Annotated in this window: 21 protein-coding genes; 3 read left to right on the forward strand and 18 right to left on the reverse strand. The window is 73.2% G+C overall.

Features of this window, described 5'->3' with window-relative positions; all coding sequences use genetic code 11:
- Nucleotides 1-13 precede the first annotated feature (13 nt).
- A complete protein-coding gene (locus KM427_RS18120) occupies nucleotides 14-2,074 on the reverse strand; it encodes a hypothetical protein (protein ID WP_215524816.1) in 2,061 nt (686 codons plus the stop codon).
- 94 nt (nucleotides 2,075-2,168) lie between these two features.
- Between KM427_RS18120 and KM427_RS18125 the strand changes: the two genes are divergently transcribed.
- The gene (locus tag KM427_RS18125) at nucleotides 2,169-2,822 is read left to right on the forward strand and encodes a class E sortase (RefSeq protein ID WP_215524817.1); all 654 of its coding nucleotides are present in this window, start codon (nucleotides 2,169-2,171) and stop codon (nucleotides 2,820-2,822) included.
- 28 nt (nucleotides 2,823-2,850) lie between these two features.
- On the opposite strand, the gene KM427_RS18130 is transcribed toward KM427_RS18125, so the two are convergent.
- The 16 genes from KM427_RS18130 to KM427_RS18205 form a co-directional block, all read right to left on the reverse strand.
- Nucleotides 2,851-4,095 (reverse strand): DUF222 domain-containing protein, encoded by a 1,245-nt coding sequence (locus KM427_RS18130; protein WP_215524818.1) that lies wholly within the window; start codon nucleotides 4,093-4,095, stop codon nucleotides 2,851-2,853.
- A 698-nt stretch (nucleotides 4,096-4,793) separates the two neighbouring features.
- Nucleotides 4,794-4,952 (reverse strand): hypothetical protein, encoded by a 159-nt coding sequence (locus KM427_RS18135; protein ID WP_215524819.1) that lies wholly within the window; start codon nucleotides 4,950-4,952, stop codon nucleotides 4,794-4,796.
- 32 nt (nucleotides 4,953-4,984) lie between these two features.
- Nucleotides 4,985-5,731, reverse strand: coding sequence for a maleate cis-trans isomerase family protein (locus KM427_RS18140; protein ID WP_215524820.1), 747 nt, complete (start codon nucleotides 5,729-5,731; stop codon nucleotides 4,985-4,987).
- On the reverse strand, nucleotides 5,728-6,408 hold the full coding sequence (locus KM427_RS18145) for a hypothetical protein (RefSeq protein ID WP_183593420.1): 681 nt from the start codon (nucleotides 6,406-6,408) through the stop codon (nucleotides 5,728-5,730). Before KM427_RS18145 ends, KM427_RS18140 begins: the two co-directional genes overlap by 4 nt.
- Entirely contained in the window at nucleotides 6,408-7,214 is an 807-nt protein-coding gene (locus KM427_RS18150) for an SDR family NAD(P)-dependent oxidoreductase (RefSeq protein WP_215524821.1), read from the reverse strand. Before KM427_RS18150 ends, KM427_RS18145 begins: the two co-directional genes overlap by 1 nt.
- Complete coding sequence (locus KM427_RS18155; protein ID WP_215524822.1) at nucleotides 7,211-8,179, reverse strand: hypothetical protein; 969 nt, start codon at nucleotides 8,177-8,179, stop codon at nucleotides 7,211-7,213. Before KM427_RS18155 ends, KM427_RS18150 begins: the two co-directional genes overlap by 4 nt.
- On the reverse strand, nucleotides 8,176-8,973 hold the full coding sequence (locus tag KM427_RS18160; RefSeq protein ID WP_215524823.1) for a hypothetical protein: 798 nt from the start codon (nucleotides 8,971-8,973) through the stop codon (nucleotides 8,176-8,178). Before KM427_RS18160 ends, KM427_RS18155 begins: the two co-directional genes overlap by 4 nt.
- Complete coding sequence (locus KM427_RS18165; protein WP_183593418.1) at nucleotides 8,970-10,199, reverse strand: aromatic ring-hydroxylating dioxygenase subunit alpha; 1,230 nt, start codon at nucleotides 10,197-10,199, stop codon at nucleotides 8,970-8,972. The genes KM427_RS18160 and KM427_RS18165 overlap by 4 nt, the downstream gene beginning before the upstream one ends.
- 9 nt (nucleotides 10,200-10,208) lie before the next feature.
- Complete coding sequence (locus KM427_RS18170; protein WP_215524824.1) at nucleotides 10,209-11,198, reverse strand: alpha/beta hydrolase family protein; 990 nt, start codon at nucleotides 11,196-11,198, stop codon at nucleotides 10,209-10,211.
- Between the two features lie 4 nt (nucleotides 11,199-11,202).
- On the reverse strand, nucleotides 11,203-12,018 hold the full coding sequence (locus tag KM427_RS18175) for a hypothetical protein (RefSeq protein ID WP_215524825.1): 816 nt from the start codon (nucleotides 12,016-12,018) through the stop codon (nucleotides 11,203-11,205).
- A 168-nt stretch (nucleotides 12,019-12,186) separates the two neighbouring features.
- Nucleotides 12,187-13,632, reverse strand: a complete 1,446-nt coding sequence (locus KM427_RS18180) for an aldehyde dehydrogenase family protein (RefSeq protein ID WP_215524826.1) — start codon at nucleotides 13,630-13,632, stop codon at nucleotides 12,187-12,189.
- The gene (locus KM427_RS18185) at nucleotides 13,629-14,834 is read right to left on the reverse strand and encodes an FAD-dependent oxidoreductase (RefSeq protein WP_215524827.1); all 1,206 of its coding nucleotides are present in this window, start codon (nucleotides 14,832-14,834) and stop codon (nucleotides 13,629-13,631) included. The genes KM427_RS18180 and KM427_RS18185 overlap by 4 nt, the downstream gene beginning before the upstream one ends.
- Nucleotides 14,831-15,724 (reverse strand): isocitrate lyase/PEP mutase family protein, encoded by an 894-nt coding sequence (locus tag KM427_RS18190; RefSeq protein WP_215524828.1) that lies wholly within the window; start codon nucleotides 15,722-15,724, stop codon nucleotides 14,831-14,833. Before KM427_RS18190 ends, KM427_RS18185 begins: the two co-directional genes overlap by 4 nt.
- The gene (locus KM427_RS18195; RefSeq protein ID WP_215524829.1) at nucleotides 15,721-17,205 is read right to left on the reverse strand and encodes an aldehyde dehydrogenase family protein; all 1,485 of its coding nucleotides are present in this window, start codon (nucleotides 17,203-17,205) and stop codon (nucleotides 15,721-15,723) included. The genes KM427_RS18190 and KM427_RS18195 overlap by 4 nt, the downstream gene beginning before the upstream one ends.
- Nucleotides 17,206-17,215: 10 nt before the next feature.
- Nucleotides 17,216-18,514, reverse strand: a complete 1,299-nt coding sequence (locus KM427_RS18200; protein ID WP_183593412.1) for an acyl-CoA dehydrogenase family protein — start codon at nucleotides 18,512-18,514, stop codon at nucleotides 17,216-17,218.
- Nucleotides 18,511-19,788 (reverse strand): flavin reductase, encoded by a 1,278-nt coding sequence (locus KM427_RS18205; protein WP_183593411.1) that lies wholly within the window; start codon nucleotides 19,786-19,788, stop codon nucleotides 18,511-18,513. Before KM427_RS18205 ends, KM427_RS18200 begins: the two co-directional genes overlap by 4 nt.
- Before the next feature lie 150 nt (nucleotides 19,789-19,938).
- Between KM427_RS18205 and KM427_RS18210 the strand changes: the two genes are divergently transcribed.
- On the forward strand, nucleotides 19,939-20,652 hold the full coding sequence (locus KM427_RS18210; RefSeq protein ID WP_215524830.1) for a GntR family transcriptional regulator: 714 nt from the start codon (nucleotides 19,939-19,941) through the stop codon (nucleotides 20,650-20,652).
- Between the two features lie 24 nt (nucleotides 20,653-20,676).
- Here KM427_RS18210 and KM427_RS18215 read toward each other — a convergent pair whose 3' ends face one another.
- The gene (locus KM427_RS18215) at nucleotides 20,677-22,308 is read right to left on the reverse strand and encodes a carbon-nitrogen hydrolase family protein (protein ID WP_215524831.1); all 1,632 of its coding nucleotides are present in this window, start codon (nucleotides 22,306-22,308) and stop codon (nucleotides 20,677-20,679) included.
- 76 nt (nucleotides 22,309-22,384) lie between these two features.
- Here KM427_RS18215 and KM427_RS18220 point away from each other — a divergent pair, with 76 nt between their 5' ends.
- Nucleotides 22,385-23,725: an MFS transporter gene (locus KM427_RS18220; protein WP_215524832.1), complete on the forward strand. Its 1,341-nt coding sequence runs from the start codon at nucleotides 22,385-22,387 to the stop codon at nucleotides 23,723-23,725.
- Nucleotides 23,726-23,785: the final 60 nt, after the last annotated feature.

Raw genomic sequence — 23,785 nt, forward strand, 5'->3', positions numbered from 1 at the left:
ATATTGGCGTGAGTTAGGAGGCCTTCGTCGTGTCGTCACCGGAACGCTTCCGCCACCACGTCTCGGCCGCGTCGAGGTCGACGACCGCCTCGCCCGGCACCTGCTCGTCCGCCGTGGGGGCCGACGTCGGAGCGAGCGACGCTCGCGGCACGGGCCGGGGGCCGACACCGGCCCGGTAGGCCCACCAGGCGTCCGCCGCCGTCAGGTCGACGACCGCCGCGCCGTCGGGCAGGTCGAGGGCGACCGCGCGCGCCCGGCGGCGCAGGTCGAGCCGGTGCCGCACGCCGAGCCCGAGGAGCAGCAGGGCCAGCGCGTTGACGGCGAACAGTCCCCAGGGATACGTCGTCCATTCGACCCGGAAGGCACCCGCCTCCGTGTCTCCGACCTGCCCGACGACGACGTACGACCCGAAGGCCGCCATCGGCAGCTCGAGCGGCACGGTCACGACGGCCTGCTCGCCGGGATCGAGCGCGCCGACGTCCGCACCGACGAGCTCGGGCTCGACGTCGTCGGAGCGGCCGACCGAGACCCGGACGATCGGGTTCTCGACGGTCTCCGCACCGATGTTCTCGACGAGGAAGACCAGGTCGCGCTGCGGGGCGCCGCCGAACAGCTCCGAGAACGACGACTCGCCCACGAGGCGCGCCTCCGTGACGGCCAGGTCGTCCGACTCGCTCTCCGCGCCCGCTCCGTCGGCGGGGTCGTCGACCGGAATGTCCCCCGGCACCGGGATGTCACCGGGGTCCTCGACCCCGGCATCCGGGTCGAGCGGCGTGGTGACGGCGCCGCCGGGACTCTCGGGGGTCTCGGCGACGGGCGTCTCGGAGCCGCCGGGCTCGTCGGTCTCGCCGTCGATCCCCTCCCCCGGGTCGTCGGTCTCGTCGGGCGTGGCGGCACCGCCGATGACACCCGAGATCAGGTACACGGCGCCGATGTGGCTCGACGAACGCGCCTGGTCGACGATGACCGACCGGGTCGCCTCGTCCGAGACCGCGTACTGGGCGCTGAAGGCGCCGGTCGCGTCGACATCGGCGACCACCTCGGGGTCCGCGGTGGCGGCGACGGAGCTGCTGGTGCCGGCGTACCCCCGGATGGTGACCTTGCGCTGCGGGTCCCAGCCGGTGCCGGTCAGCGTGACGATCGTGGCGTCGGCCTCCAGCGCCTCGGCGGCCGCCACCCGCTGCACGCCGAGCACCGTGAAGCCGGTCGAGACGGCGGTGGCCTCGTCCTCCACCCGCAGCGTGCCGGCACCCACCGGTGCGCCGCCCGGCACCGTGAAGGAGGTGGTCGCGGAGCCGTCGGCCGCGGTCGTCACACTTCCGACGGCGGCGCAGGATCCGCCGGAGCCGCACAGGCTCAGCGTCACGGTGGCCGACGAGGCCAGACCAGCGATCCGGATGGAAGCCAGGTCGGCGGGCCGGCCGGCGTCGAGCACGGCCTGGTCGGCGACCGCCGTGATCGTGGCCGACGCGGCCGGGGCCGCGGTGAAGTCCGCCGTCACGTCGGTCGCGGTCGGCGTGGTCGCCGGATTCGTCCCGGGCGATGGCTGGCCCTGCGTCTGGCCGTTGCAGGCCACGCGCAACGACGACGCGGGCGCGTCGAAGTAGACGGCCTCCAGGCGGACCTGGTGCGGGCCCGCGGCGGCGATCGGGATCGGGACGCTGGCCTCCAGACCCTCGACCGGCTCACCGGCCGCGACGGTGAACGCCGCCTCGGCCGGCGCCGCCAACGGGACCCCGTCGACCGAGAGCAGGAACGTCGCGGTGCCGCTGAGGTCGTCCTGCGCGGAGAGGATCGGTCCGCTCGCGATCTCGACCTGTGCCACGCGGGTGCCGCCCACAGCGGTGGCGCCGGTGGTCTCGAGGCCGAACCCACCGTCGGGGACGGTGGTCCACGCCCCCAGCCCGACGGAGATGTCGGAGGCCGGCGGCGAGTCGAGTGCGGCACCGCCCGGCACGTAGGCCCAGCAGCCACCCGCCGGACTCGCGACCGCGGCGGCCGGCGCGACCGCCGCGCCGTACGACACGGCGGTGCCGGCCAGGAGCAGCGCGGCGACGGCGCGAACCCGCCTCATGCTTCGGCCAGCCTCATCGACACCTCCACCGTCGGAGCCCGTTCGGACAATTCCGCGATGATATATTCATTCGGTGCAGGGCGGGTGGACTTCAGTGGCACGGATCACTATTCGGGCGGGCGCCGAGCTGGCGATCACCGCCGGAGTCGTGCTCGCGGTCTTCGTGTTCTACCTGCTGGTGTGGACCAACCACCGCACGGCCGCCGCCCAGGACGACCTCAAGGACGACTTCCACGCGCAGCAGCGGACCGGCCAGGTCAAGGAGCAGCGCGGCGAACGCCCCGAGTCCGGCGAGGGCCTCGGCATCCTGCACATCCCCGCGCTCGGCGCGGACTGGAGCTGGGTCGTCGTCGAGGGCGTCGGCGACGGCGACCTGGCCCGCGGCCCCGGCCACTTCCCCACGACCGCGCTACCCGGCGAGGTCGGCAACTTCGCCGTCGCCGGCCATCGGGCGACGCACGGCGAGCCGTTCGCGCACCTCGACGAGCTGGAGGTCGGCGACCCCATCGTCGTGGAGACCCACGGCGGCTGGCTCACCTACGACGTGACCTGGGTACGCATCCTCAGCCCGAACGCCACCGAGGTGCTGGCGCCCGTCGCCGGCCATCCCGGCGAGAAGGCGACCCAGCGCACGCTCACCCTCGTCACCTGCAACCCTCGGTGGAGCTCCACCGAGCGCCTCGTCGTCGGCGCTCAGCTCGTTGAGCGGCGTGCCGCCGACGCCGGCCCGCCGCCCGCGATCGCCTGAACGCCGGCGATCCCCGAACTGGTCGCCCTCACGTTCTTCGGTGGAAGCGGATCTTGCCGGTGGGGAGGTGGGTGGCCTGGTAGGTGGGGTCGTGGATGAGGGTGTGGTGCCAGGCGCACAGGGAGGCGCTGTCGGTGAGGTTGGTGTGGCCTCCGTCGACCCAGCGCTGCTGGTGGTGGGCGTGGAGTCCGATCGTGCGGTCGCAGCCTTCGGCGCGGCAGCCTCGGTCGCGCAGGAACATCGCGATCCGTTGGTGCTCGGTGTGGTAGCGGCTCCGACGGCCCAGGTCCAGCGGGACCGAGGCGCTGCCGAGGACGGCGGGGATGATGCCGGCCTCGCAGGCGAGGCGGCGGGCCATGGCGGGGCTGATCCGGTCGCCGGTGTCCAGGACCCCGGCCTTCTCCAACCGGCCCATCAGGGAGTCCTCGTCGATGACCACCACGACGGTGGCGTTCACACCGCCGGTGGCCGGGAGCCGGTCGACCGGGTAGCGCTCGATCAGCTCGCACAGCGCCCGACCGAGTGCCTCGGGACCGGGCCTGCGTTCGATGCCCGGGCCCTGGGTGGCCGCGAGGTGCTTGGGTGCGGCCAAGGCCATCAGGATCTTCTTGAGGGCGGCGGCGTGGTAGGTCGGCAGCGTGAACCGGCCCCGGGTCGTGCCGTCGCCGTCGTCGACCATCGTGACCGAGCAGGCCCGCAGCGCGGCCGCCTCCTGGCGTTGCAGGATCTCGGCCTCTCGGGCGTCGGCCTCCTCAGGCGCGATGACCTCCCACAGCCGACGCCCCAGCCGCCCCAACGCCTTCGCGTCGTGATGACGCGCCTCCGCGACCAGATGCGCCTCGGCCTTCGCGAGGGTCTCGGGGCCGAGGTCGGTGGGGAGTCGGTCGACCCACCGGATGACGACCCGCGCCTGCTCGACGTCGATGTCCCCGGCCGCGAGTGCATCGCGAGTGGACGGGTGGGTCTCGAGGTCGTGGCCGAGCCGCACCGCGCCGTACGCCGCCGCCCGGGTGGTCTTCGTGGTGTGGGCCAGCCAGTTCGCCGCCGACGACGCGCCAACCTCTTCGCCGACGTGGATGGTGTCGGCGTGCGCGGCGACCCGGGCCTGCAGCTCGGCGACCTGCGCGGCCAGCCGGGTCAGCTCGACCAGTGTCGCGCCGGCCTCCGCGGGGTCCATGGACCACACCGACGCATCGGCCACGGCGTCGGCGAGGTCGCGCATCCGCGCGGTCGTCGTCGACACCCGGTGTCGCGGCGTGGCCTGTGCTGTCATGCCCCCTACTCAAGCACCCGCCACCGACACTCTGGGGCGAGAATCCCCTTATTCCACAGGGTTCTGGGTCACGAACAGGTCACGATCCGGGGCGCTTCTCCACACCCGGACCGATGTCCTGTGGAGGGTGGTTTCGAGGCTCGGGCCTGGCGGCCCTCGCACCTCAACCACCGTGTCCCGGCGCGGGTGGTTTCGAGACAGGCGCCAGCGCGCCTTCCTCAACCACCGTGACCCCCGACGACGGCGGTTGAGGAGGTTGCGCTAGCAACCGTCTCGAAACCCACCCAGCCAACGCGCGTCCCGACCACAGGTCGGCGTCCTCCCGATAGGCGCCAACGGGGTGCGCGGGAGGAGCCGTCAAGGACGGCGAAGCCGCCGCAGGGAATCCTTGACGGCGGAGGACGCGCGCCCACACTGGCGCCGCCGGGAGGACGACGACACCAGCCCCACCGCGCGGCAGGTGGTTTCGAGACAGGCGCCAGCGCGCCTTCCTCAACCACCGTGAGCGATCGCAGTGCCGAGGACAGTGGTTGAGGAGGTTGCGCTAGCAACCGTCTCGAAACCACGCACCCCACACGACCCAGCCCCGACCCGGATGGTGGTTTCGAGACAGGCGCTAGCGCGCCTTCCTCAACCACCGTGGGCGCGCCTTCCTCAACCACCGTGGACGCGCCTCGACCGCCGACACCCGCGGGTGCTTAGTCGCCGACGGTGATGCGGTCGAAGGGCAGGTGGGGCTCGACGGCGGGGAAGACCCAGGCGAGCAGCGCCCAGGTCAGGAGGGCGACGAGGGCGAGCGCCTGGGCGACCTTCAGCCAGGTCGGCCCGGGGAGCAGGCGCCAGAGAGCGGCGTACACGGACGTCAGCGTAGAGCGGCCCGGACCGGCGCTCAGTGCTCCCGGAGCAGCGTGCCGAAGCCGTGCACCTTGTCCTCGATGCCGTTCTCGCGCAGCGCCATCCACCAGGTGGCCGCGTTGATCGCGATGACGGGCTTGCCCAGCCAGCGCTCGGCCTCGTCGGCAAGCTCGGCCATGCACAGGTTGGTGCCGCACTGCACGATCGCGTCGACGTCCGGCCCGTCGACCTCGAGGATCGCCTCGCGCAGGGTCTGCTCGGAGACGTGCGCGATCGCGACGGCGCTCTCGCAGGAGAGGCCGCGGATCCCGCCGACCTCGAAGCCGAGCTCGGTGAAGAAGGTGCGGACGTTCTCGTCGCCGATCGGGGTGTACGGCGTGACGATGCCGATCTTCCTCGCGCCGAAGAGCTGCAGCGCCCGCTCGCACGCCTCGGCGCCGGTGGCGACGCCGAGACCGCCGGAGAGATCCTTGATCTGCTGGACGAACTGGCGGTTGCCCTCGACGCCGTCCCAGAAGGTCTCGGCACTCATCCCCATGACCATGTAGTCGGGCTCCATGGTCATGACGCCCTCGACGCAGTCGGCCATCGCGGCCCGGATCTGGACCAGCAGGTTCTGCATCCCCTCGTCGTCGGCGATCCGGCCGTCGCGGATCAGGATCCGGCCGTAGTGCGAGGTGACGCCCGGGACCCGCATCATGTCGAACTCGGGCTGGACGATGGTGTTGGTGCTCGGGGCGATCACGCCGAACTTGCGGCGGTAGCCGAGGCGGTCCGTCACTGGAGTGCTCCTACCTGGGTGGGGGTGGGGTCCGCGGCCGGCGTCGCCCGCTTGCGGATGCCGAGGGCACCGAGCAGGAAGCACAGCTGGACGATCGAGTTGGTCAGCTGCTCGCCCCACTGCAGCTCCTCGGACTGGTGGGGGCGCGCGGCCAGCGGCGGCAGCACGAGCGTGCCGACGATGTAGACGACGAAGAACAGGACGCCGAGGCGGTGACCCTCACGGCGCGAGATGCCGATGCCGAGCACGCCGACGGTGACGGCGCCGATCGCGGACGCGACCAGCAGCGGCCAGGTGTCCATCACGACCAGCGCGGCGACGCCGGCGAGCACGGGCAGCACCAGGAACGGCGGCCACGGCACCTGACGCCGATTCCGGACGCCCCACAGGGCGCACGCGATGCCGGCGAACCCGAAGGCCAGGCACGGGAAGAGCAGGTTCTCCAGCACCGGGTAGTCGCGGCACGGCTCGGCCGCGACCAGCAGCTTCCACAGCGCCTTGGCGAAGCCGCCGAGGGTCACCAGCGCGCCGGCCAGCAGCGCGGGCAGGCGTACGGCGGGCAGCACCCGCCCGGCCGCCGACCCGAGCACCACCGAGCCGGCGCCGGCGAGCAGCACCGGCACGAAGTCCTCGATCGCCAGGGCCAGGCCGTACTCGGTGCAGGGGTCGACCACCATCAGGCGGCACCCGGCGTGGCGTCGGCGAAGATGTCGCGCTTGCGGAGGCCCGCGGTCAGGAAACGGCTCATCGCCTTCGGGGTGGTCAGCCAGGCGACGCGCGTGCCGGACTTCTGCGCCCGGAGCAGCCGCTCGGCCAGCCAGGGCGTCACGGTCTCGACCCGGTCGCCGAGGATGTTGAAGATCTTGCGCGCCTTCTCGAACGCCTCCGGATCTCCGGCGTAGTCGTCGACGAGCAGGTCCGTGGCGACGATGCCCGGCGACAGCAGGCCGACCTTCACGTCGCTGCCCCGGACCTCCTTGACCAGGGTCTCGGTCAGGTAGGTGACGGCCCGCTTCGACGCGCCGTACGTCGCCATCCCGGCCTGGACCTGCCCGGTCGAGCCGAAGCCCTCCATGTTCCAGATCCAGCCGCTCCCCTGCCGCTGCATCCCGGCGAGCGCGACCACGCTGCCGTTGGCGGCACCGAAGGTGTTGGTCGCGAAGACCGACTCCACGGTCTCCGGGGCGACCTCGGTGAGCGGCCGGCGCGGCGCGGACACGCCGGCGTTGTTGATCCAGACGTCGACCCGGCCGTACGTCGCCACCGCGTGGTCCCACAGCGCCTGCAGCGACGCCCGCGAGGTCACGTCGGCGGGCACGCCGCTGGCCCGGTCGCCCGCGTCGAGCCGGGCGAGCGCCCCCCGGACGCTCTCCTCCGAGCGGCCGCAGAGCACCACGCGGCAGTCGCGGGCCAGCAGCTCCCGGGCCAGGCCCAGGCCGATGCCGCGGGTGCCGCCGGTGACGACGACGACCCGGCCGGTCACCGGGCCTCCCAGGTCAGCAGACCGTGCACGAAGTGGGTGGTGGTGTCGCCGCGGAAGAGCTGCCAGACGACGGCGAGCTCGCGGGAGTCGGAATCGATGAGGACCTCGCGGCCCCTGATCTTCTCCACGCCGCGGGCGTCCGGGCCGACGAGGTGCTGGCTGGTGAAGAGCGCGCGCCCGTACGACGTGGCGTTGCCGAACACCTCGGGCCCCTCGTACTGGGTGCGGGCGCCGTCGCGGACCCGCTCGAAGCCGTAGCTGCGATCCAGCGCGCCGGCCCATGTCACCTGCTGGCGGGCGCGGCGCAGCGAGAGCGGCTCGTGCTCGATGGTCACCTGCACCTCGCCCAGCGAGCGCTGGTCGGCGCCGTTGACGAAGAGGCTGCCGGTCCAGGCGCCCTTCTCCTTGGTCGGCAGCACCTGCGGCACCGAGCCGCGCCTGGTCTCCAGCGCGATCCACTCGTCGACGAGCCGCCTGGTCTCCGGGTTGGTGTCGGCGTCGAAGGTGCGCTTGTAGACGCCGTTGAAGACCGCGCACACCGCCCACCCGTCGTGCAGCACCGAGGAGTAGACCTGGGTCTCGCCGTCGGCGAGCACCTGGTTCCAGGTCCGCAGGTCGGCCTGCCAGCCCGGCGAGTAGTAGTGGGCGTCGACGAACAGGCCGTAGGGCTGTCCGGTGCCGTAGAAGTCCGGGCCGCAGTAGACGCGGTTCTCGTCGGAGTCGACGATGCCGAAGTCGAACTGCGCGCCGAGCTCGAAACGGTTGCGCAGCGGGCCGCTGGCGTCGAGCTGGGTGTTCATCCAGTAGCGCGCGACGCCGTCCTCGACGACGCTGGCCCGATCGACCCGCTCGAAGCCGACGTGGTTGCCCTGCGCGTCGAAGAGCCCGGGGCGACCGTGCCACTCCCCCTCGATGCGCCGCTGCCACTCACTGGTCTCGATGGGATTCTCCGACACCGCGGTCACGCGGACACCTCCGTGCTCGTGGGAAGGCTCGTGGGAAGGCTCGTGGGAAGGGAGTTGTCGACGAGCTGGACGCGCACCCGCTCGGCGAGGTCGAGGCCGAGCAGCCGCTGGACCTGGGCCCAGACCTGGTCGACCTCGGGGCTGAAGATGTTGGCCCGGTTGCGCTCGTCGCGCGCGGCGAGATCGGTGTCGGCGACGTCCGCGACGACCTCCGCGGGCACGCCGGCCTCGACCAGGGAGAACCAGTGGTCGAGGTAGGCCCGGACCGGGCCGTCGATGGCCCGGAACGCGTCGGCGTCGGCGCGGTGCACCAGCATCCAGGGCGACATCATCGCGAACTGCCGCGGGCCGATCGTGGTCCTGGTCAGGCCCGGCCGGGCCTCGACCTCCTCGTACGTCGCGTCGAGCGGCGTGTGCGCCCAGTCGAGGTAGGCCAGGTGGGTGCCGAGGTCGACGCGCGGGATCAGGTCGAGGTGGAAGGCGTAGCTGCCCTGGCCCTCGACCGAGTCGAGGGTGAAGTGCGGGACCGCGACGTCGGCCGGCGCGAAGGCGAACACCATGTGGCTGTCGAGCCCGATCTGGGGCACGGACAGGCCGACGTACACGACCTTCGCGATCCGTTCGCCGGTGAAGACCCGGACCTCGCCCACCGGCTGCGGTCCCATCACCGAGACCAGCTCGAGGTACGGCGCGCCGTCGGGTCCTCCGACCTCGGTGAGGCCGCCGCGCTCGACGATGGCGTCGAGCGTGTCGTGGCACAGGGCCGCGGGCAGGCTGATGTGGGTGTCGCTCATGCCTTGACCTCCTTGACGGTCTGGTCGCCGTCGATCCCGGAGTCGGTGCGCGGCAGGTCGCCGCGCTCCTCGCGCTCCGCCATGCCGCCGCGCAGCTGCTTGCTGCGGACCTCCTTGAAGTTCCAGGCGCTCGCGAGCTCGGGCACCTCCTTGCGCACCGGCGACGGGATCACCCGCGCCTCGACGCGGGCCGGGCCCTCGCCGACGATCGTGTTGCCCTCGACGCTCCAACCGGCCTCGATCAGCTCCTGGCGCCGGCGCCGGTAGAGCACGGCGTTGTAGTCGCTCTTCACGTGCAGCTCGTCGGAGAGGTCGAACGGCAGCAGCTCGGGCCGGACCGCGTCGACGATGGCCTGGTCCTCGTAGAGCACCTTGAAGACGCGGCGCTTGGCGTCGCGGTCGGCCCACTTGCCCTTGAAGAACGTGCGCAGCGCGACGAACTTGACCAGCGTGGTCTCCTCGTCGATCGGCACGTTGACGTCGAAGATCTTCAGGTCGCCCATCGGCGTCTTGATGTGCAGCAGGATCATGTTCGGCAGCCACCACGTCGTGGACACCGGGACCGGCGGGCGGTCCTGGAGCGCCTTCTGCTTGTTGGGGTTGATCAGCCCCCAGATGCCCTTGGAGCGCGGCGGGTTGAGCTCCACCGACACCTTGCAGTGCCACGGCGAGCTGTCGATCTCGAACTCGGGCACCTCCGGCTTCTCCCGGTTGCCGAAGACGCCGCCGTGCACGAACGGCGTGTGCGCCACGTCGACGCCGTTCTCGAGGATCCGCTCGTAGTTGGACTTCCAGAGGAAGGATCCGGTCACCGCGCGATAGGTCTCGGTGTCGTCGATGTCGGACCAGTCTGGGATCGGCGGCCGCTCCTCCTCGGGGAGGTCGCCCATGTAGACCCACACGAACATGTACTTCTCGACCACCGGGTAGGAGTCGATCCGGGCCTTGCGCGGGATGCCCTTGTCGGGGTGGGCGGGGATCTTCTGCACCTCGCCGTTCGGCTTGTACTCCCAGCCGTGGTACGGGCAGACGATGCAGTCGCCCTTGATCTCACCGCCCGACAGCGCGGCGCCGCGGTGCACGCAGAGGTCCGACATGGCGACCACGGAGTTGTCGCTGGTCTTGCGGTAGAGCACCAGCTGCTGCCCGAGGACCTTGACCTTCTTCGGCTTGCCCGGCAGCACGTCGTGGCTGAACTCGACGGCGTACCAGAAGTTCTTGAACATCTGCTTCTCCTAGCTGCGACGGAGGTCGGCGATCTCGGGCGGAGCGTGCTCGGTGAGCCGCTCCCACTGGGTCGTGGCGTCCGGACGGTCGGTGAGCCAGGCCGCCAGGAAGGCCGACACGACCTCGGCGAACACCGCGCGGAGCCGGTCCTGGTCGGCGTCGGTCGGGGTCTCGAGGAAGCCGCGCGCCGTGGACGGGTCCTCCGGGTGCGCGACCAGCATGTGGCCGGCGCCGGCGAGCCGGACCAGCCAGGCCTCGGTGGTCGCCGGCAGCGCCTCGCGCCAGGTGCGCTCGACCGGGTCGTGCCCCGGGGCACCCGGCTGCTCGCCGTACCGGATCGCGCTCGCGGCGACCACGCCGTCGTGGGTGCCCGCGACCAGCAGGGTGGGCGCCTGGACCGGAGCCGGCAGCAGCGTGCCCGGCGGGTAGCCGATCAGCTGCGACGCCATCGTGTGCGCGCCGTACGCCACGACCGCGCGCACCTCGGGGAACCATCCCCGACTCGCCGACTGCAGCAGCACCGTGCCGCCGGCCGAATGGCCGAGCACGCCGACGCGCTCGAGGTCGAGCAGGCCGGCCAGTGGGCCGGTCTCATGGAGGCCGGCCAGCGCGTCGAGCACCGGTCGCAGCGCGGGCGTCGTCGGCCGCTCCCCGTAGTGGTCGGGCCCGGCCGCGACGATGTCGACGCCCGGCGTCAGTCCGTGCTCCCCCGGGAACAGCTCGCCCACCCAGTCGTAGCCGACGACCACGAAGCCGTCCTCGACCAGGCGGAAGGCCAGCCACCGGTAGGCGTCCGCCGGGCAGTTGACGCCCGAGACCAGCACCACGACGGGGTACGGCGCGCCGGCGGCGTCGGCCGCGAGACGCCCACTCATCCGCTCGGCGTCGTCGCGCGGTGGCAGCGCCGGGTAGCGCACGGTCAGGTGCACGGTGTCGTACGGCGCCGGTGCCCCGGGGACGCGCGTCGCCGCGCGCAGGCTGCGGACCAGGACGGACAAGACGTCAGCCCTGCTCGTGTGCGCGCGGCAGCCGGCGGTCCCCACCCCAGAGGGCGCGCACCAGGGTGTTCGTGAGCTCCTTGCCGAAGAAGCGGTCCCCCATCTCGTTGGCCGGGTCGCGCTCGGCGATGTTGCGCCGGGTCGCGAGGTCGTCGGCGGCCAGGGCGGCCTGCTCCTCGGCGGGGACCCGCTCGGCCTCGTCGACCCACCGCAGCCAGCGGTCCAGGTGGTCGGTCGCGAGCTGGGTGACCACGTCGGTGGTGCGGCCGTCAGTGGGCGCCGTGTACGCGTGCCCCATCGGTGAGACGCTCGCCCGGACGAAGCCGCTGCGGCTCACGAACGGGGCGAGGAAGTCGTTCTCCTGCTGCACCTGCTCCCACTCCGCGTTGAGCGGGCCGTAGTAGCGGTCGAAGGAGTCGGTGTCGGTGAGCAGGTTGGTGCGCGGCACGGAGTCGACGAAGATCCAGGCCTGGGGGAACGCACCCAGCGCGAGGCCGAAGTGCGGCACCTTCACCTGCGGGCCGAGCCAGATCGTCAGGTGGATGTTCGCGAAGCCCAGCGTCGCGTTCTCCATGTGGGAGTGCACCATCCAGTCGATCTCCGGGCCGGCGTAGCCGCGGATCCGGCCGGTCGGGCCGCCGTTCTCGCCGCCGAAGCTCTCCAGCACCTCGGTCGAGGGGTCTCGGGTGAGCTCGAACCGGTCGGCCACCTTGGCCTCGAGGCCGTCGACCAGCTCCATCCAGGTGCCGAAGATCTCCGTGATGTCGGTCGGCGGAGCCTCGTCGTAGAACTCGCGCACGGACTTCAGGGTCTGGCTCATCGTGCTCCTCGCAGCCGGCTCGATCGGGTTCGGAAAGTATATATAATCTACGACATGGGATCGGGGAGATCCACCCTCGGATCAAGCATCCGCCGAAGTCGGGACCAAAGTCCCGAATTTCGACCGGCCGTCGACCGATAATCGCCGCGGTGCCGCCGGGGGCCCGGGTCAGCCCGGGTACGCCGCGGCCGCCAGCCCGGACCCGCCGGCCCGGAACGCACCGGGGGCGTGCACCACGCAGGGCTGGGTGTGCTCGAGCACGCCCTCGTCGCCGTACTCGCGGCCCCAGCCGGACCGCTTGACCCCGCCGAACGGCGCGCGCAGCGACATGCCGGTGCGGTTGTGGGTGTTCACGAACGTGAAGCCGGCGTCGATCCTGGCGGCCACGGCGAAGGCCCGCTCCTCGTCGGCCGACCACACCGAGGCGGCCAGGCCCAGGTCCCCGGCGTTGGCCTGCGCGACGGCCTCGTCGACCGAGTCGTAGGCGAGCACCGGCAGGCTCGGGCCGAACTGCTCCTCGACCACGAGCGGGTGCTCGGGCGCGGCGCCGACCACCAGGGTGGGACGCAGGTAGTAGCCGCGACCGAGATCGGTCGCGTCGTCGACCTCGCCGAGCACGAACGCCTCCGCACCGCGCGCCGCGGCGGTGTCGACCAGTCCCCGCACCCGGGCGGCCGAGTCGTCCGACACGACCGGACCGATCGTGACGCCCGCGTGCAGTGGGTCGCCGAGCCGCAGCACCCGGGCGGCCGCGGCGCGGTAGGCGTCGACGACCTCGTCGTGGCGGCGGCGCGGGACCAGCAGTCGCTTGACCGCCATGCAGACCTGCCCCGAGGTCGCGAACGTCGCCATCACCAGCCGGTCCATCGCGTCGGGCCCGAGGTCGGCGTCGTCGAGCAGGAGCGCCGGATCGTTGCCGCCGAGCTCCATCAGCGACGGGGTGAGCGACCGCCCGGCCAGCGCCGCGAGGGCGCGCCCGGCCCGCTCGCCACCGGTGAACGCCACCCGGTCGACGCCGGCGTGCCCGACCAGGGCGGTCGCGGTCGCGGCGTCGCCCTGGACGACCTGCACGAGGTCGGGGCCGACGGCCCCCAGCGCGGAGCCGAGCAGGTCGACCACCCGGGCGATCGCGAACGGCGCCAGCGGCGACGGCTTGACGACGACGGCGTTGCCCGACACCAGCGCCGGGCCGAGCTTGAGCGCGGCCAGGATGACAGGAGCGTTCCACGGCGTGACGGCCGCGACCACGCCGTACGGACGGCGCCGGATGACCAGCCGCCCGGCCTCGTCGTCGACGACCTCGTCGACGAGCAGCGCCTCGGCGCGGTCGGCCGACCAGCGCAGCACGGTGACGGCGAAGCCCAGCTCGCCGCGACAGTCGGGCAGCACCTTGCCGGTCTCCCGGGCCATCAGCACCGCAAGGTCGTCGATCTCGGCGGCGACGCGATCGGCGCCCGCCCGCACGGCGGCGCACCGCTCGGCGAGGGAGCTCGCCGCCCAGGCCCGCTGCGCGGAGCGGGCCCGGGCCACGGCAGCGTCGACGCCGACCGGGTCGGTCGCCTCCACGCTGCCGACGAGCTCGTCGACCCGAGCGGGGTTCTCCCGCTGGATCACGGCTGCACGCCCACCATGTCGACGACCTTGCCGGACCGGAGGGAGTTGATCATCGAGGTGTTGAGCAGGTGCCTGCGCATCCGCTCGCGATCGGCGGCCAGCTCGCGCAGCTCGTCGTGGTAGGCCCGGATCGCCTCGGGGTCGTCCTGGCGCAGCTTCTCCCAGTTGTCGTGGGTGATCGTCTTGACGTAGGAGAGGGCGACCTCGCGGCGCGCCTCGCACGCCTCGTCGAGCTGCTCCAGGGTGCCGGCGCCCCGGATCAGGGCGAGCAGCGCCCGGGTCTCGACGTACGCGTCGTGGAGGCCGCTGTTCATGCCCATCCCGCCCAGGGGGTTGTTGATGTGGGCGGCGTCGCCCATCAGCAGCAGCCGGCCCCTGCGGAACGTGTCGGCGACGCGCTGGTGCACGCGGTAGAGGGTGGTGTGCAGCACCTGCCACTCGCGGCCGAGGTCGGCCACGCCGCGCAGCCGCTCCTGCACGCGCACCGGGTCGCTCTCGACCTCGTCCGGGGTGCTCGGGTCGGTCGGGAAGAGCACCCGCCAGTGCTCGGGGGTGCGCAGCAGCACCAGCCACTCGGTCGGGTCGAAGACGTAGTTGACCGCGGAGATGCCCGGCAGGATCGACTCGAGGTCCTCGGTGGTCGAGGCGACCAGGAACCGCTCCGGGTAGGTCATCCCCTCGAAGGTGAACCCGGCCGTCTGCCGCACCTGGGAGTTGGCGCCGTCGGCACCGAGCACCCAGTCTGCGGTGAACGTGTCGCCGGCCTCGGTCGTCACGGTCGCGGTCTCGCCGTCGGTCTCGGCCGTGACCACGCGCTGACCGAAGTGCACCGTCACGTCGTCCATGCCCTCGAGGACCTCGAGGAGGATCGGCGTCAGCTTCGACTGCTCGAGCTGGACCCGGAACGGGAACCGCGTGTCCTCGGACAGCACGCCCAGGTCGAGGTCGGCGATCGGGCCGGTACGACGGTCGCGGTACTGGAAGCCGGTGGACACGATGCCGCGCTCCAGCAGCGGCTCGAGCACCCCCAGCTCGTCGAGCATCTCCAGGCTCGGCGGGTGGAACGTCGATGCCCGCGACTCCCCCGCCAGCGACCCACCGGCCTCCAGGACGGTCACCCGCACGCCGCCCCGGGCCAGCAGCAGCGCCGCGGTCAGGCCGACCGGGCCGGCACCGGCGACGATCACGTGAGGGTGGGTCATGAGGCATCTCCTGCGGCGTACCGCTGCTCGAGGGCGAGGAGGCCGGGAAGCCCGACCAGGTCGGTGAGGTCGGTCCAGCCGAGCCGGTCGACACCGCCGGCGTCACCGGTCGCGGCGATGGCGGCGTAGACCGCCTCCTGGGCGCGGGCCGCGGCGAGCAGGGCGGACACCGGGTGGATGACGACCCGGACGCCTAGCTCACCCAGGGCGTCGTGGTCCAGGGCCGGTTGGTCGCCGGCCGCCTCGGACCGGTTGACGACGAGGGGCGGGCAGGCGCCGGCCGCTCGGATGACCCCCTCGACCACCCGAGCCAGGTCCGACAGGCCCGCACCCTCGACGAAGACGGCGTCCGCGCCGGCCTCGGCGAACGCCACGCATCGCTCGGTCGCCGAGGCGACCCCCTCGACGCCGAGCGCGTCGGTGCGCGCGACGACGACGATCCCGCTGCCGGCCTCCACCGCCGCGCGCACCCGCGCGGCCGCCTCGGCCACGTCCACGACCTGCTTGCCGGCGAGGTGGCCGCATCGCTTCGGGGCGACCTGGTCCTCCAGGTGCAGCCCGGCGATGCCGGCCGCGGCGTAGGCCTGCGCGGTCGCGCGGGCCTGCAGCGCGTTGCCGTACCCGGTGTCCGCGTCGGCCAGCAGCGGCTGCCCGTCGAGCGCGGGGACGACGCCCCGCGCGACCCGCACGATGTCGCCCGCGTGCACGAAGCCGAGGTCGGGCAGGCCGAGCCCGACGGCGGAGGCGACCGCACCCGACAGGTGCGCACCGCGGACGCCGGCACGCACCGCGAGCCGGGCGCCGACCGCGTCGTACACGCCCGGGAAGTGGACCAGGTCGGGGCCGCCCAGGATCGCGCGGAGCTGCTGCGCCGCCGGCTGGGCGGTCATCGGCCGTGCAGGGCGGTCATGCCCTCGACGCCGACGACGCGGGCGCCGGTGAAGATCCGGATGGTCTCCACGGTGCCCTCCTCGCCGAGGCCGGAGAGGCCCCAGGCCGGGCGCGGCGTCATCAGGTGCAGGCTCATGATCGTCGAGCCGTTGACCTTGACCTCGCCCGCGCGGACCTGCCGGGCCACCGCGAGGGCGCGCTCGGTGTCGGTGCCGACGACGTACCCCTCGAGGCCGAACGGCGTGCCGTTGGCGAGCGTCACCGCCTCGGCAACGGTCTCGTAGGTGTGCACGGTCGCGACCGGTCCGAACATCTCCTCCGTCGCGGCCGCCTCCGGCACGCCGGTCACCAGGGTCGGGGCGAGGAAGCTGCCCGAGCCCGCGGGGAGCTCGGTGCTCGCGTGCGCCGTGCCACCGGCGGCCGCACGGGTCGCGATCTCCTGACGCAGCCGGGCCGCGTGCCGGGAGTGGACCATCGGGCCGAGGTCGGTCTCGGGGTCGAGCGGGTCGCCGGCGCGCAGCCGCGCGAGCCGGTCGAGCGCCCGACCCAACACCTCGTCGGCCATTGTCGCCGGGACGACGAGGCGGCCCAGCGCCCGGCACCACTGGCCGTTGAGCGTGGTCAGCAGGTCGACGGCGGCGGTCGCGGCCGCCTCCGGATCGGCGTCCGGCATCACAACCAGCGGGTTGTTGCCACCGAGCTCGAGCTGGAGCGCGGTGAAGTCCTCGGCGCAGGCCGCCGCCACCGCGCGGCCGCCGATCGCGCCGCCGGTGAACGACACGGCACGCACCCGCCCATCGCGGACCACCAGGCCGCCGACGTGCGGACCGCCCTGCACCAGCTGGAACAGGCCCGGGTGGACGCCGGCCTCGGCGAGCACCCGGCCAACCACGCGGGCGAGCTCGGAGGTGCCGTACGGCGCGTACTCACTCGGCTTGAGGATCGTCGGCGCCCCGGCCGCGAGCGCGCTCGCGACCTTGTGGGCGGCCATGGGCGCGGGGGCGTTCCACGGCACCAGGCACACGGCCGGGCCGAGCGGGAGCCGGTGCACCTCGACCGGGTGGCCGCCCTCGGAGGTCCGGTCGTCGCGCAGCACCCCGCCCCGCAGCATCTGCGCCGCGAGTCGGAACGCCCCGGGCACGATCACCCCGACGATCGAGGTCTGCCGCACCGGCACGCCGGTCGCGAACGCCTCGAGCGCGGCGATCCGCGGCAGCTCCGCCTCGAGCGCATCCCCGATCGCGTCGAGGACCTCCGCGCGACGCTCGACGGCGAGGGCCAGCCAGCCACCCTCGTCGTACGCCGCCGCCGCGCTCGCGATCGCGCGCTCCACGTCGGCGTCGGAGGTCGCCGCGGCGGCACCGAGCGGGACGCCGCGGAACGGGTCCTCCAGCACCAGGTCGAGCTGCTGGGTGGGCGTCGTCCACTCGCCGGCGACGAGCTGGCCGGGCTCCGGCAGCTCGATGTTCGCGTTGGTCACTCTGTGGTCCCTACTTCGTGAAGCTGTCGGTGGTGGTCAGACCCGCCCAGCCCTCGTTCTCGACGATCATCTTCGCCAGGTCGAGTTTGCCGCGCTCGGCCGGGAACGCCTGGACCAGGCCCATCGCGGTGTCGCGCACCGCCCGGCCGACCGGGTTGCCCATCAGGGCGCCCGACGTGCCGCACATCTTCAGCGCGGTCAGCGCCACCTCGTGCGCATGCTCGCAGATGGCGCCCTTGGCGAGCTTCCAGCTCTGCACGACCTCGTGCTTCGGCAGGATCGGCGGCTCGCTGGCCTCGAGGTCGATCTGGCGCCGCAGCCAGAGGTTCGCCTCGCCAAGGTGCCGCTCTCCCTCGCCGATCAGCACCTGGTGCATCGGGCTGGAGGCGATCGGCTTGCCGGTGTCGGCGAAGCTCGCACCCATCGTGCGGGTCATCGCGTAGTCCCAGACGCCCTGCGCGACACCGGCGTAGATGGCCGCGATCGCGATCTGGTTGCCGACCCAGGACCCGCGCGACATGGAGGTGGCCCGGGTGAAGGCGCCGGGGACGGCGAGCGAGAGCTCGTCGGGCACGAAGCAGTCCTCCAGCACCAGGCCGTTGTTGTCCGAGGCCCGCATGCCCAGGCCCGTCCACGGCGAGCGTGGCCGCGCACCCTCGGAGTCGCGGGCCACCAGGAAGAGGGTCAGGGCGTCGAGACCCTCGACGTCCTCGCGGCGGGCCGTCACCAGGTAGTAGTCCGCCGAGCCCGACAGGCACCCGAAGGACTTCTCGCCGTCGAGCACCCAGCCGCCGTCGGCACGGGTGGCGGTGGTGCGGATCAGCACGTTGGCGTTGGAGGCCTTGACCGCCTCGCTCGCGAAGTTGCCGATGGCCTTCTGCTCGGTGCCCATCAGGTGCAGCACCCGCTCGGCGAAGGCCCGGACCACCGGCGCCTCGTCGGCGTCGTACAGCCCGGCCTCGAGCGCCGCCAGCGGCAGCAGCCCGCGCGAGGAGGAGGAGCAGTGGAAGAAGTAGGCGAGCGCGGTCGAGCCGCAGGCCTTGCCGAGGGTGTACGTCGTGGCGGCCAGGTCGCGCAGGCCGCCGCCGAGGCCGCCGTACTCCTCCGGCACGACCAGGCCGAGCAGGCCGGCGTCGCCGAGGAGCTTGAGGTGCCCCTCGGGCAGCGCTCCGGCCTCGTCGGCCGCCTCGGCGGCGGCGGCGATCGCCGGCAGCACCGACTCGACCCGGGCCGCGCGCTCGCGCTCGGCACCGGTGAGGTCCGGAAGCAGGTACTCCGCGGTCAAGGGGGCGGGCAGCTGTGCCGTCATCCTGCGGCTCCTACTGGGTTGGTCGGGGCCGGGTCGGCCTCGAGGTGGGTCCCCGGAGAGGGGGCGAGCGAGATGCGGAGGGTGTCCGCGACGAGCCCGACCCGCGCGGCATCCGCGGGCGTGTCGACGTCGAGCTCGCCGAGCAGACGCACGAGGTCCTCGGTGGCCACCGAGCCGTCCAGCCCGGCCAGGGTCGTGTTGAAGTGGTGGACACCGCTCTTGAGCGCGGTGAGCGCCTTGACCAGGCCCAGCCGGTCCCGGTCGCCGAGCCGGGCCCGCAGCGGCACCGGCCGGGCCAGCCCGACGGCGTCCTGCAGCACCGAGCGCACCTGGAGCGGGGTCGCCGCGCCGTAGCTGTCGGACATCCCGATCTCCAGCACGCGCGCCTCGGCGAGCGCGACGATCGCGTTGAGCACGGTGTCGGCGTGCTCGGGCGCGAAGGCGTGTCGGATGATCACCGACGACCGCTCGGCCTCGCCGTCGACGATCTCGCGGACCCGGTCGAGCGCGCCGGGCCGCGACGGGTCCAGGGCGACCTCGACGACGTCCACGCCCAGCGCCAGGGCCCGGTCGCGCTGCTCCCGCGTCGCGACCAGCGCGCTGGCCCCGGTGGCCAGCCGCTCGGTGAGCTCGACCGGCTGCCGTTCGGACCGGGCCAGGTCGAGCAGGCGCACCCGGACGCCGCTCTCGGCGACGTCGCGGGCCACCCGCAGCACCGCCGCGTCGGGGTGGCGACGCGCCCGCAGCGCCGCGATCACACCGCCGTCGGCGAGGGTGGCCACGTCCGGAAGCACGTCGGCGAACTGGCCCCAGCCGCGCGAGTGGAACAGCAGCGGCGCCGTACGCCGCGCCGCGTGGCCGGCGACGACCTCGCCGACGAAGATCGTGTGGTCGCCGCCGGGGTACTCGTGCACCACCCGGCAGTCGAGCCAGCCGAGGGCGGAGTCGAGCAGCGGCGTCCCGGTGTCGGCGGTCGTCCAGGTCTCGCCGGCGAACCGGTCCTCGACCCCGGGCACCATGCCGGCGAAGCGGCGGGCCACCTCGGCCTGGTCCTTGGCGAGGACGTTGATGCCGAAGACGCCGGAGCCGGAGATGAGTCCGTGGGAGTAGAGCCGCCGGTCCAGACAGACCGAGACGAGCGGCGGGTCCAGGCTCACGCTCGAGAACGAGCTGGCGGTCATGCCGTGCCAGGCACCGTCCACGAGTGTCGTCACCACGGTGACGCCGCTGGGCCACTGCGCCATGACGTCACGGAACGTCGCGGGGTCGACCATCGACACCCCCTTTCACTAGAGAATATACAATATCGAATAGGATCCGGGCGCAAGCCGTTCACCACAACTCATGTCGGACATGCCACGATTGGCCACGGTCGGATCCGGACCGGAACACCGCAGCATCGAAAGCCCAGGAAGAGAGCCCGCATGGCCCGCACGCCGCGCACGGGAGCGTCGGTACGCCCCATCGCCCACCTGTCACTGGTCGACCGCGTGACCGACGAGCTCCACCGCGCCATCCTCAACGGCGACATCAAGCCCGGTGCCGCGGTGTCGATCGTGGAGCTGTGCGAGCAGTTCGACGTCAGCCACATCCCCGTACGCGAGGCGCTGCGCCGCCTCGAGAGCGAGGGGCTGGTGAGCCTGCGACCGGGCCGCTCCGCCCTGGTGGCCTCACTCAGCCGGGAGGACCTGTCCGGCATCTACCGGCTGCGCAAGATCATCGAGGGCGACCTGGTCCTGCGCGCCATGGAGACGATGTCGGAGGAGCGGCTCGCCCGGGCGCAGGTCGCGCTGGACGAGTACGCCGAGATCGAGCGCGAGCCGGCCTCGCTCGCCGCGGCCCACCACGCCTTCCACGCCGCGATCCTCGACGAGGTGACCGGCGGGGTGGACCGTCGCGTGCTGGAGATCCTCTGGCACTCGGCCGACCGCTACCTGCACCTGCTCATGGACAACCTCGACACCGCGCCCGAGACCACCCGGGCGCGCATCGACGAGCACCGGGAGCTGCTCGACCTGGCCCGAGCGGGTCAGGCCACGGAGCTCCGCGACGCCTGGATCGCCCATCTCGAGAGCACGGAGAACGCGCTGCTGGCCGCGCTCGGGTCGGACCCCGAGACCCACGCCGCCGAGGCCTGAGCACCGGGGCCCGAGCGGGAGCGCTCAGGCCCCGGACGGCATCGCGACCAGGGCCGCCGCCAGGTCCCAGGGACGGCCGTCGACGACGTCGGTCCCCTTGCTGACGAACCGGTTGGTCGCGCACGCCGGGCGCAGCGTCGCCGTCTCGACGGCCCCCGCGGCGCGCACCGGCTCGGGACGGCTGATGATCCCGGCGAACGGACCGCGGCCGGGTGCCCAGAGCGTGAAGTCGGTCGACAGCGGGAACAGCGCGCCCCCGCCGTGCGCCCCGCGCCGGCTCGCGACCGCGACATTGAGGCGGTTCTCGGCCGCGCGCTCGAGGAGCAGCGGGTCGAGGTCGGTGGCCGCCTGGACCGTGAACGGCACGGCCACCACGTCGACGTCCTGGAGCGCCGCGAGCCGGAAGGTCTCGGGGTAGAGCGCGTCGTCGCCGACGACCAGCGCCAGTCGGCCCCATGGCAGGTCCGCGACGGCCAGCCCGTCGCCGTACGCCGTCGCCCACGCGTGCCGGGCACACGCGTGCAGCTGCGGCTGGCGCAGCACCATCCCGTCCGCGGAGAGCACCAGCCCCGCGTGGACGTCGCCGTCGGCCACGCTGGTGGCCACGACGGCATCGGAGCCCGCGAGCGCCGCGACGATCCGCTCGGGCTCGAGGCCGGCGAGCTCGGGCAGCACGACGAGCCGGGCGCCGGTGGCCAGCGCGTTCGCCAGCAGTGCCGACAGGTCGTCACCGTCGGCCGGGGTGACCACCGCCGCCGCCAGCTCCTCCGCCCCCGCCGGCCGCTGCCGTCCGCGCGGAGCAGCCACGATCGGCCCGTAGAGCTCGGGGCGGCGCGCGGCCATCACGTCGGTGCCGTCCGGCCGGCGCTTGTCGTCGGCCGCGGCGACGTCGATGTCGGCGACGACCACCGCCTCGCCCGTGCGCGGCGCGATCGCCACCACGGTGCCGTCGGGCGCCACGATCTGGCTCTCCCCCGCGCCGTGCAGCAGCCCGGCCGGCACGCCGACGCGCTCGGCGACCACGTCGATGCTGCGCGCCGGGACCAGCGGCCCGACCTTGTTGGCGGCCACCACCCAGACCCGGTTCTCGACGGCGCGCACCGGCACGTGCAGCGACGCCTCGTCGAGGGCGAACGAGTTGAGGCTGTTGAGCAGCACCTGCGCGCCGCCGACGCCGAGCATCCGCGGCGTCTCGTTGATGACGCCGTCCATGCACGAGTAGAGGCCGACCCGGCCGAACTCGACGTCGACGACCGGCGAGGCGGCGATCGCCGGGTCGAGGTGGTCGCGCTCGCTGCCCATCAGCACCTGCTTGTCGGTCACCGCGAGGATCTCCCCCGCGGGCGAGAACAGGAGGTTGCTCCCGGTGGTCCGGCCGTCCTCGCGGGCCAGCGTGCAGTTGGCCATCAGGTGGATGCCGCGCTCGCGCGCCTTCGCGCCCAGCGCAGCCACGAACGGCCCGTCGAGGGTCAGCGCCATCCGGCGGGCGTGCGCCCGGTCGTCGTACCACGAGACGTGATTGCAGAACTCCGGCAGCACGACGACCCGGGCGCCCTCGTCCGCCGCCCGGTCGGACATCCGCAGACAGGTGGCCAGGTTGGCGGCCACGTCCTCGGTCACGGCGAACTGGGCGGCGGCCACACGAACGATCGGCATCCATGACTCCTATATATGATCTACGCTTCCGGGACACCCTCGCACACCCCGTCCCCGAACGATAGGAGCAGGCCGCATGCCGGAAGCGACCCATGAGGAAGTCCGGGTAGAGGCCTTCCCCGGCCGGCCGCCGGTCACGGTCGACCCCGGGAAGGTCGCGCCGTTCGGCTGGTGGGCGGCGATCGTCGTCGCCCTGGTCGCCTTCATCGACCGGGTCGAGTACAACCTGGTCGCCGGCGCGCTGCCCGCGATCCAGGAGCACTTCGGCTTCGGCGACACCCTGGCCGGCGCGATCCCGACCGCCTCCGCCATCGCCGGGGTGATCCTGCTGCTGCCCGCGGGCCGGCTCGCGGACCGGGGCCGGCGTACGTCGATCATCGGCCTCGTGGTGCTCACCTGGGCGGCCTGCTCGGTGCTCAGCGGCGTGGCCACGACGTTCGCCCTGTTCTTCGCGAGCCGGATCCTGCTGGGCGCGGCCGGCCAGCTCTACAACCCGCCCGCGTCGAGCCTGCTCGCCGACTACTACCCCGGCCGGGCCCGCGGCAAGGCCTACGGCCTCGAGCGGGCCGGCTACTACCTGGGCCTCCCGGTCGGCGTGGCGATCGGAGGCGCGCTCGCGCAGGCCGTCGGCTGGCGATCGGTGTTCTTCATCGTCGCCGTCCCGGGCGTCGTCGTGGCGCTGCTCGTCTTCACCGTGCGCGAGCCGCTGCGCGGCCTCGGCGACCGGATCGACCGACTGCGCGGCGCCACCGGCGCGGACGAGGCGCCGGAGACCACGCTGCGCGCCTCGATGCTCGGCGAGGCGCGCGAGGTGCTGCGGATCGGCTCACTGCGCGGCGTCATCGTCGGCCTGTCGCTGCTCTACCTCGGCCTCGGCGGCCTCTTCTACTGGCTGCCGACCTTCCTCGAGCGCACCGAGGGCCTCGACTACGACGCCGCGGCCGGCCTCGCGGGCGGCGTCGGCGGCATGGGGATCGTCGTCGGCATCGTGCTCGGCAGCCGGATCGGCGACCGGCACCACGGCACCCGGTCCGCCTGGCGGTTGCGCACCGGCGTCGGCTTCCTCGCGCTCGGCGCCCTCGCCCTCACCGGTGCCGTGCTGCTGCCCGGCCTGCCGCTGCGGCTCACCCTCGTGGCGCTGTCCTGCGTCGGCTTCGCCGGGGCGATCCCGAACCTCACGGCCGCCTCCGCCGACGTCGTACCCGCCCGCCAGCGCGGCCTCGGCTTCGCGGTCCTGCAGTTCGTGACCACGCTCGGCGGCGCCGCCGGCCCGCTGCTGATCGGCCTGATCTCCGACGCGGTCGGCTCGCTGCGGATCGCCCTGTTGGCGCTGATCCCGCCGCTCTTCGTGGCGATCGTGCTCCTCCAGCGCACCGGCCGGCACTACGACGAGGACGCCCGCCGCGCACTGACGTAGGCCGGCGAGATCGAGAGGACGACTTCTCGGGCCATCCCGTCGGTTCTGGGGTGGCAGTGG

Source organism: Nocardioides sp. LMS-CY (assembly GCF_018732145.1).
Lineage (GTDB): Bacteria > Actinomycetota > Actinomycetes > Propionibacteriales > Nocardioidaceae > Nocardioides > Nocardioides soli.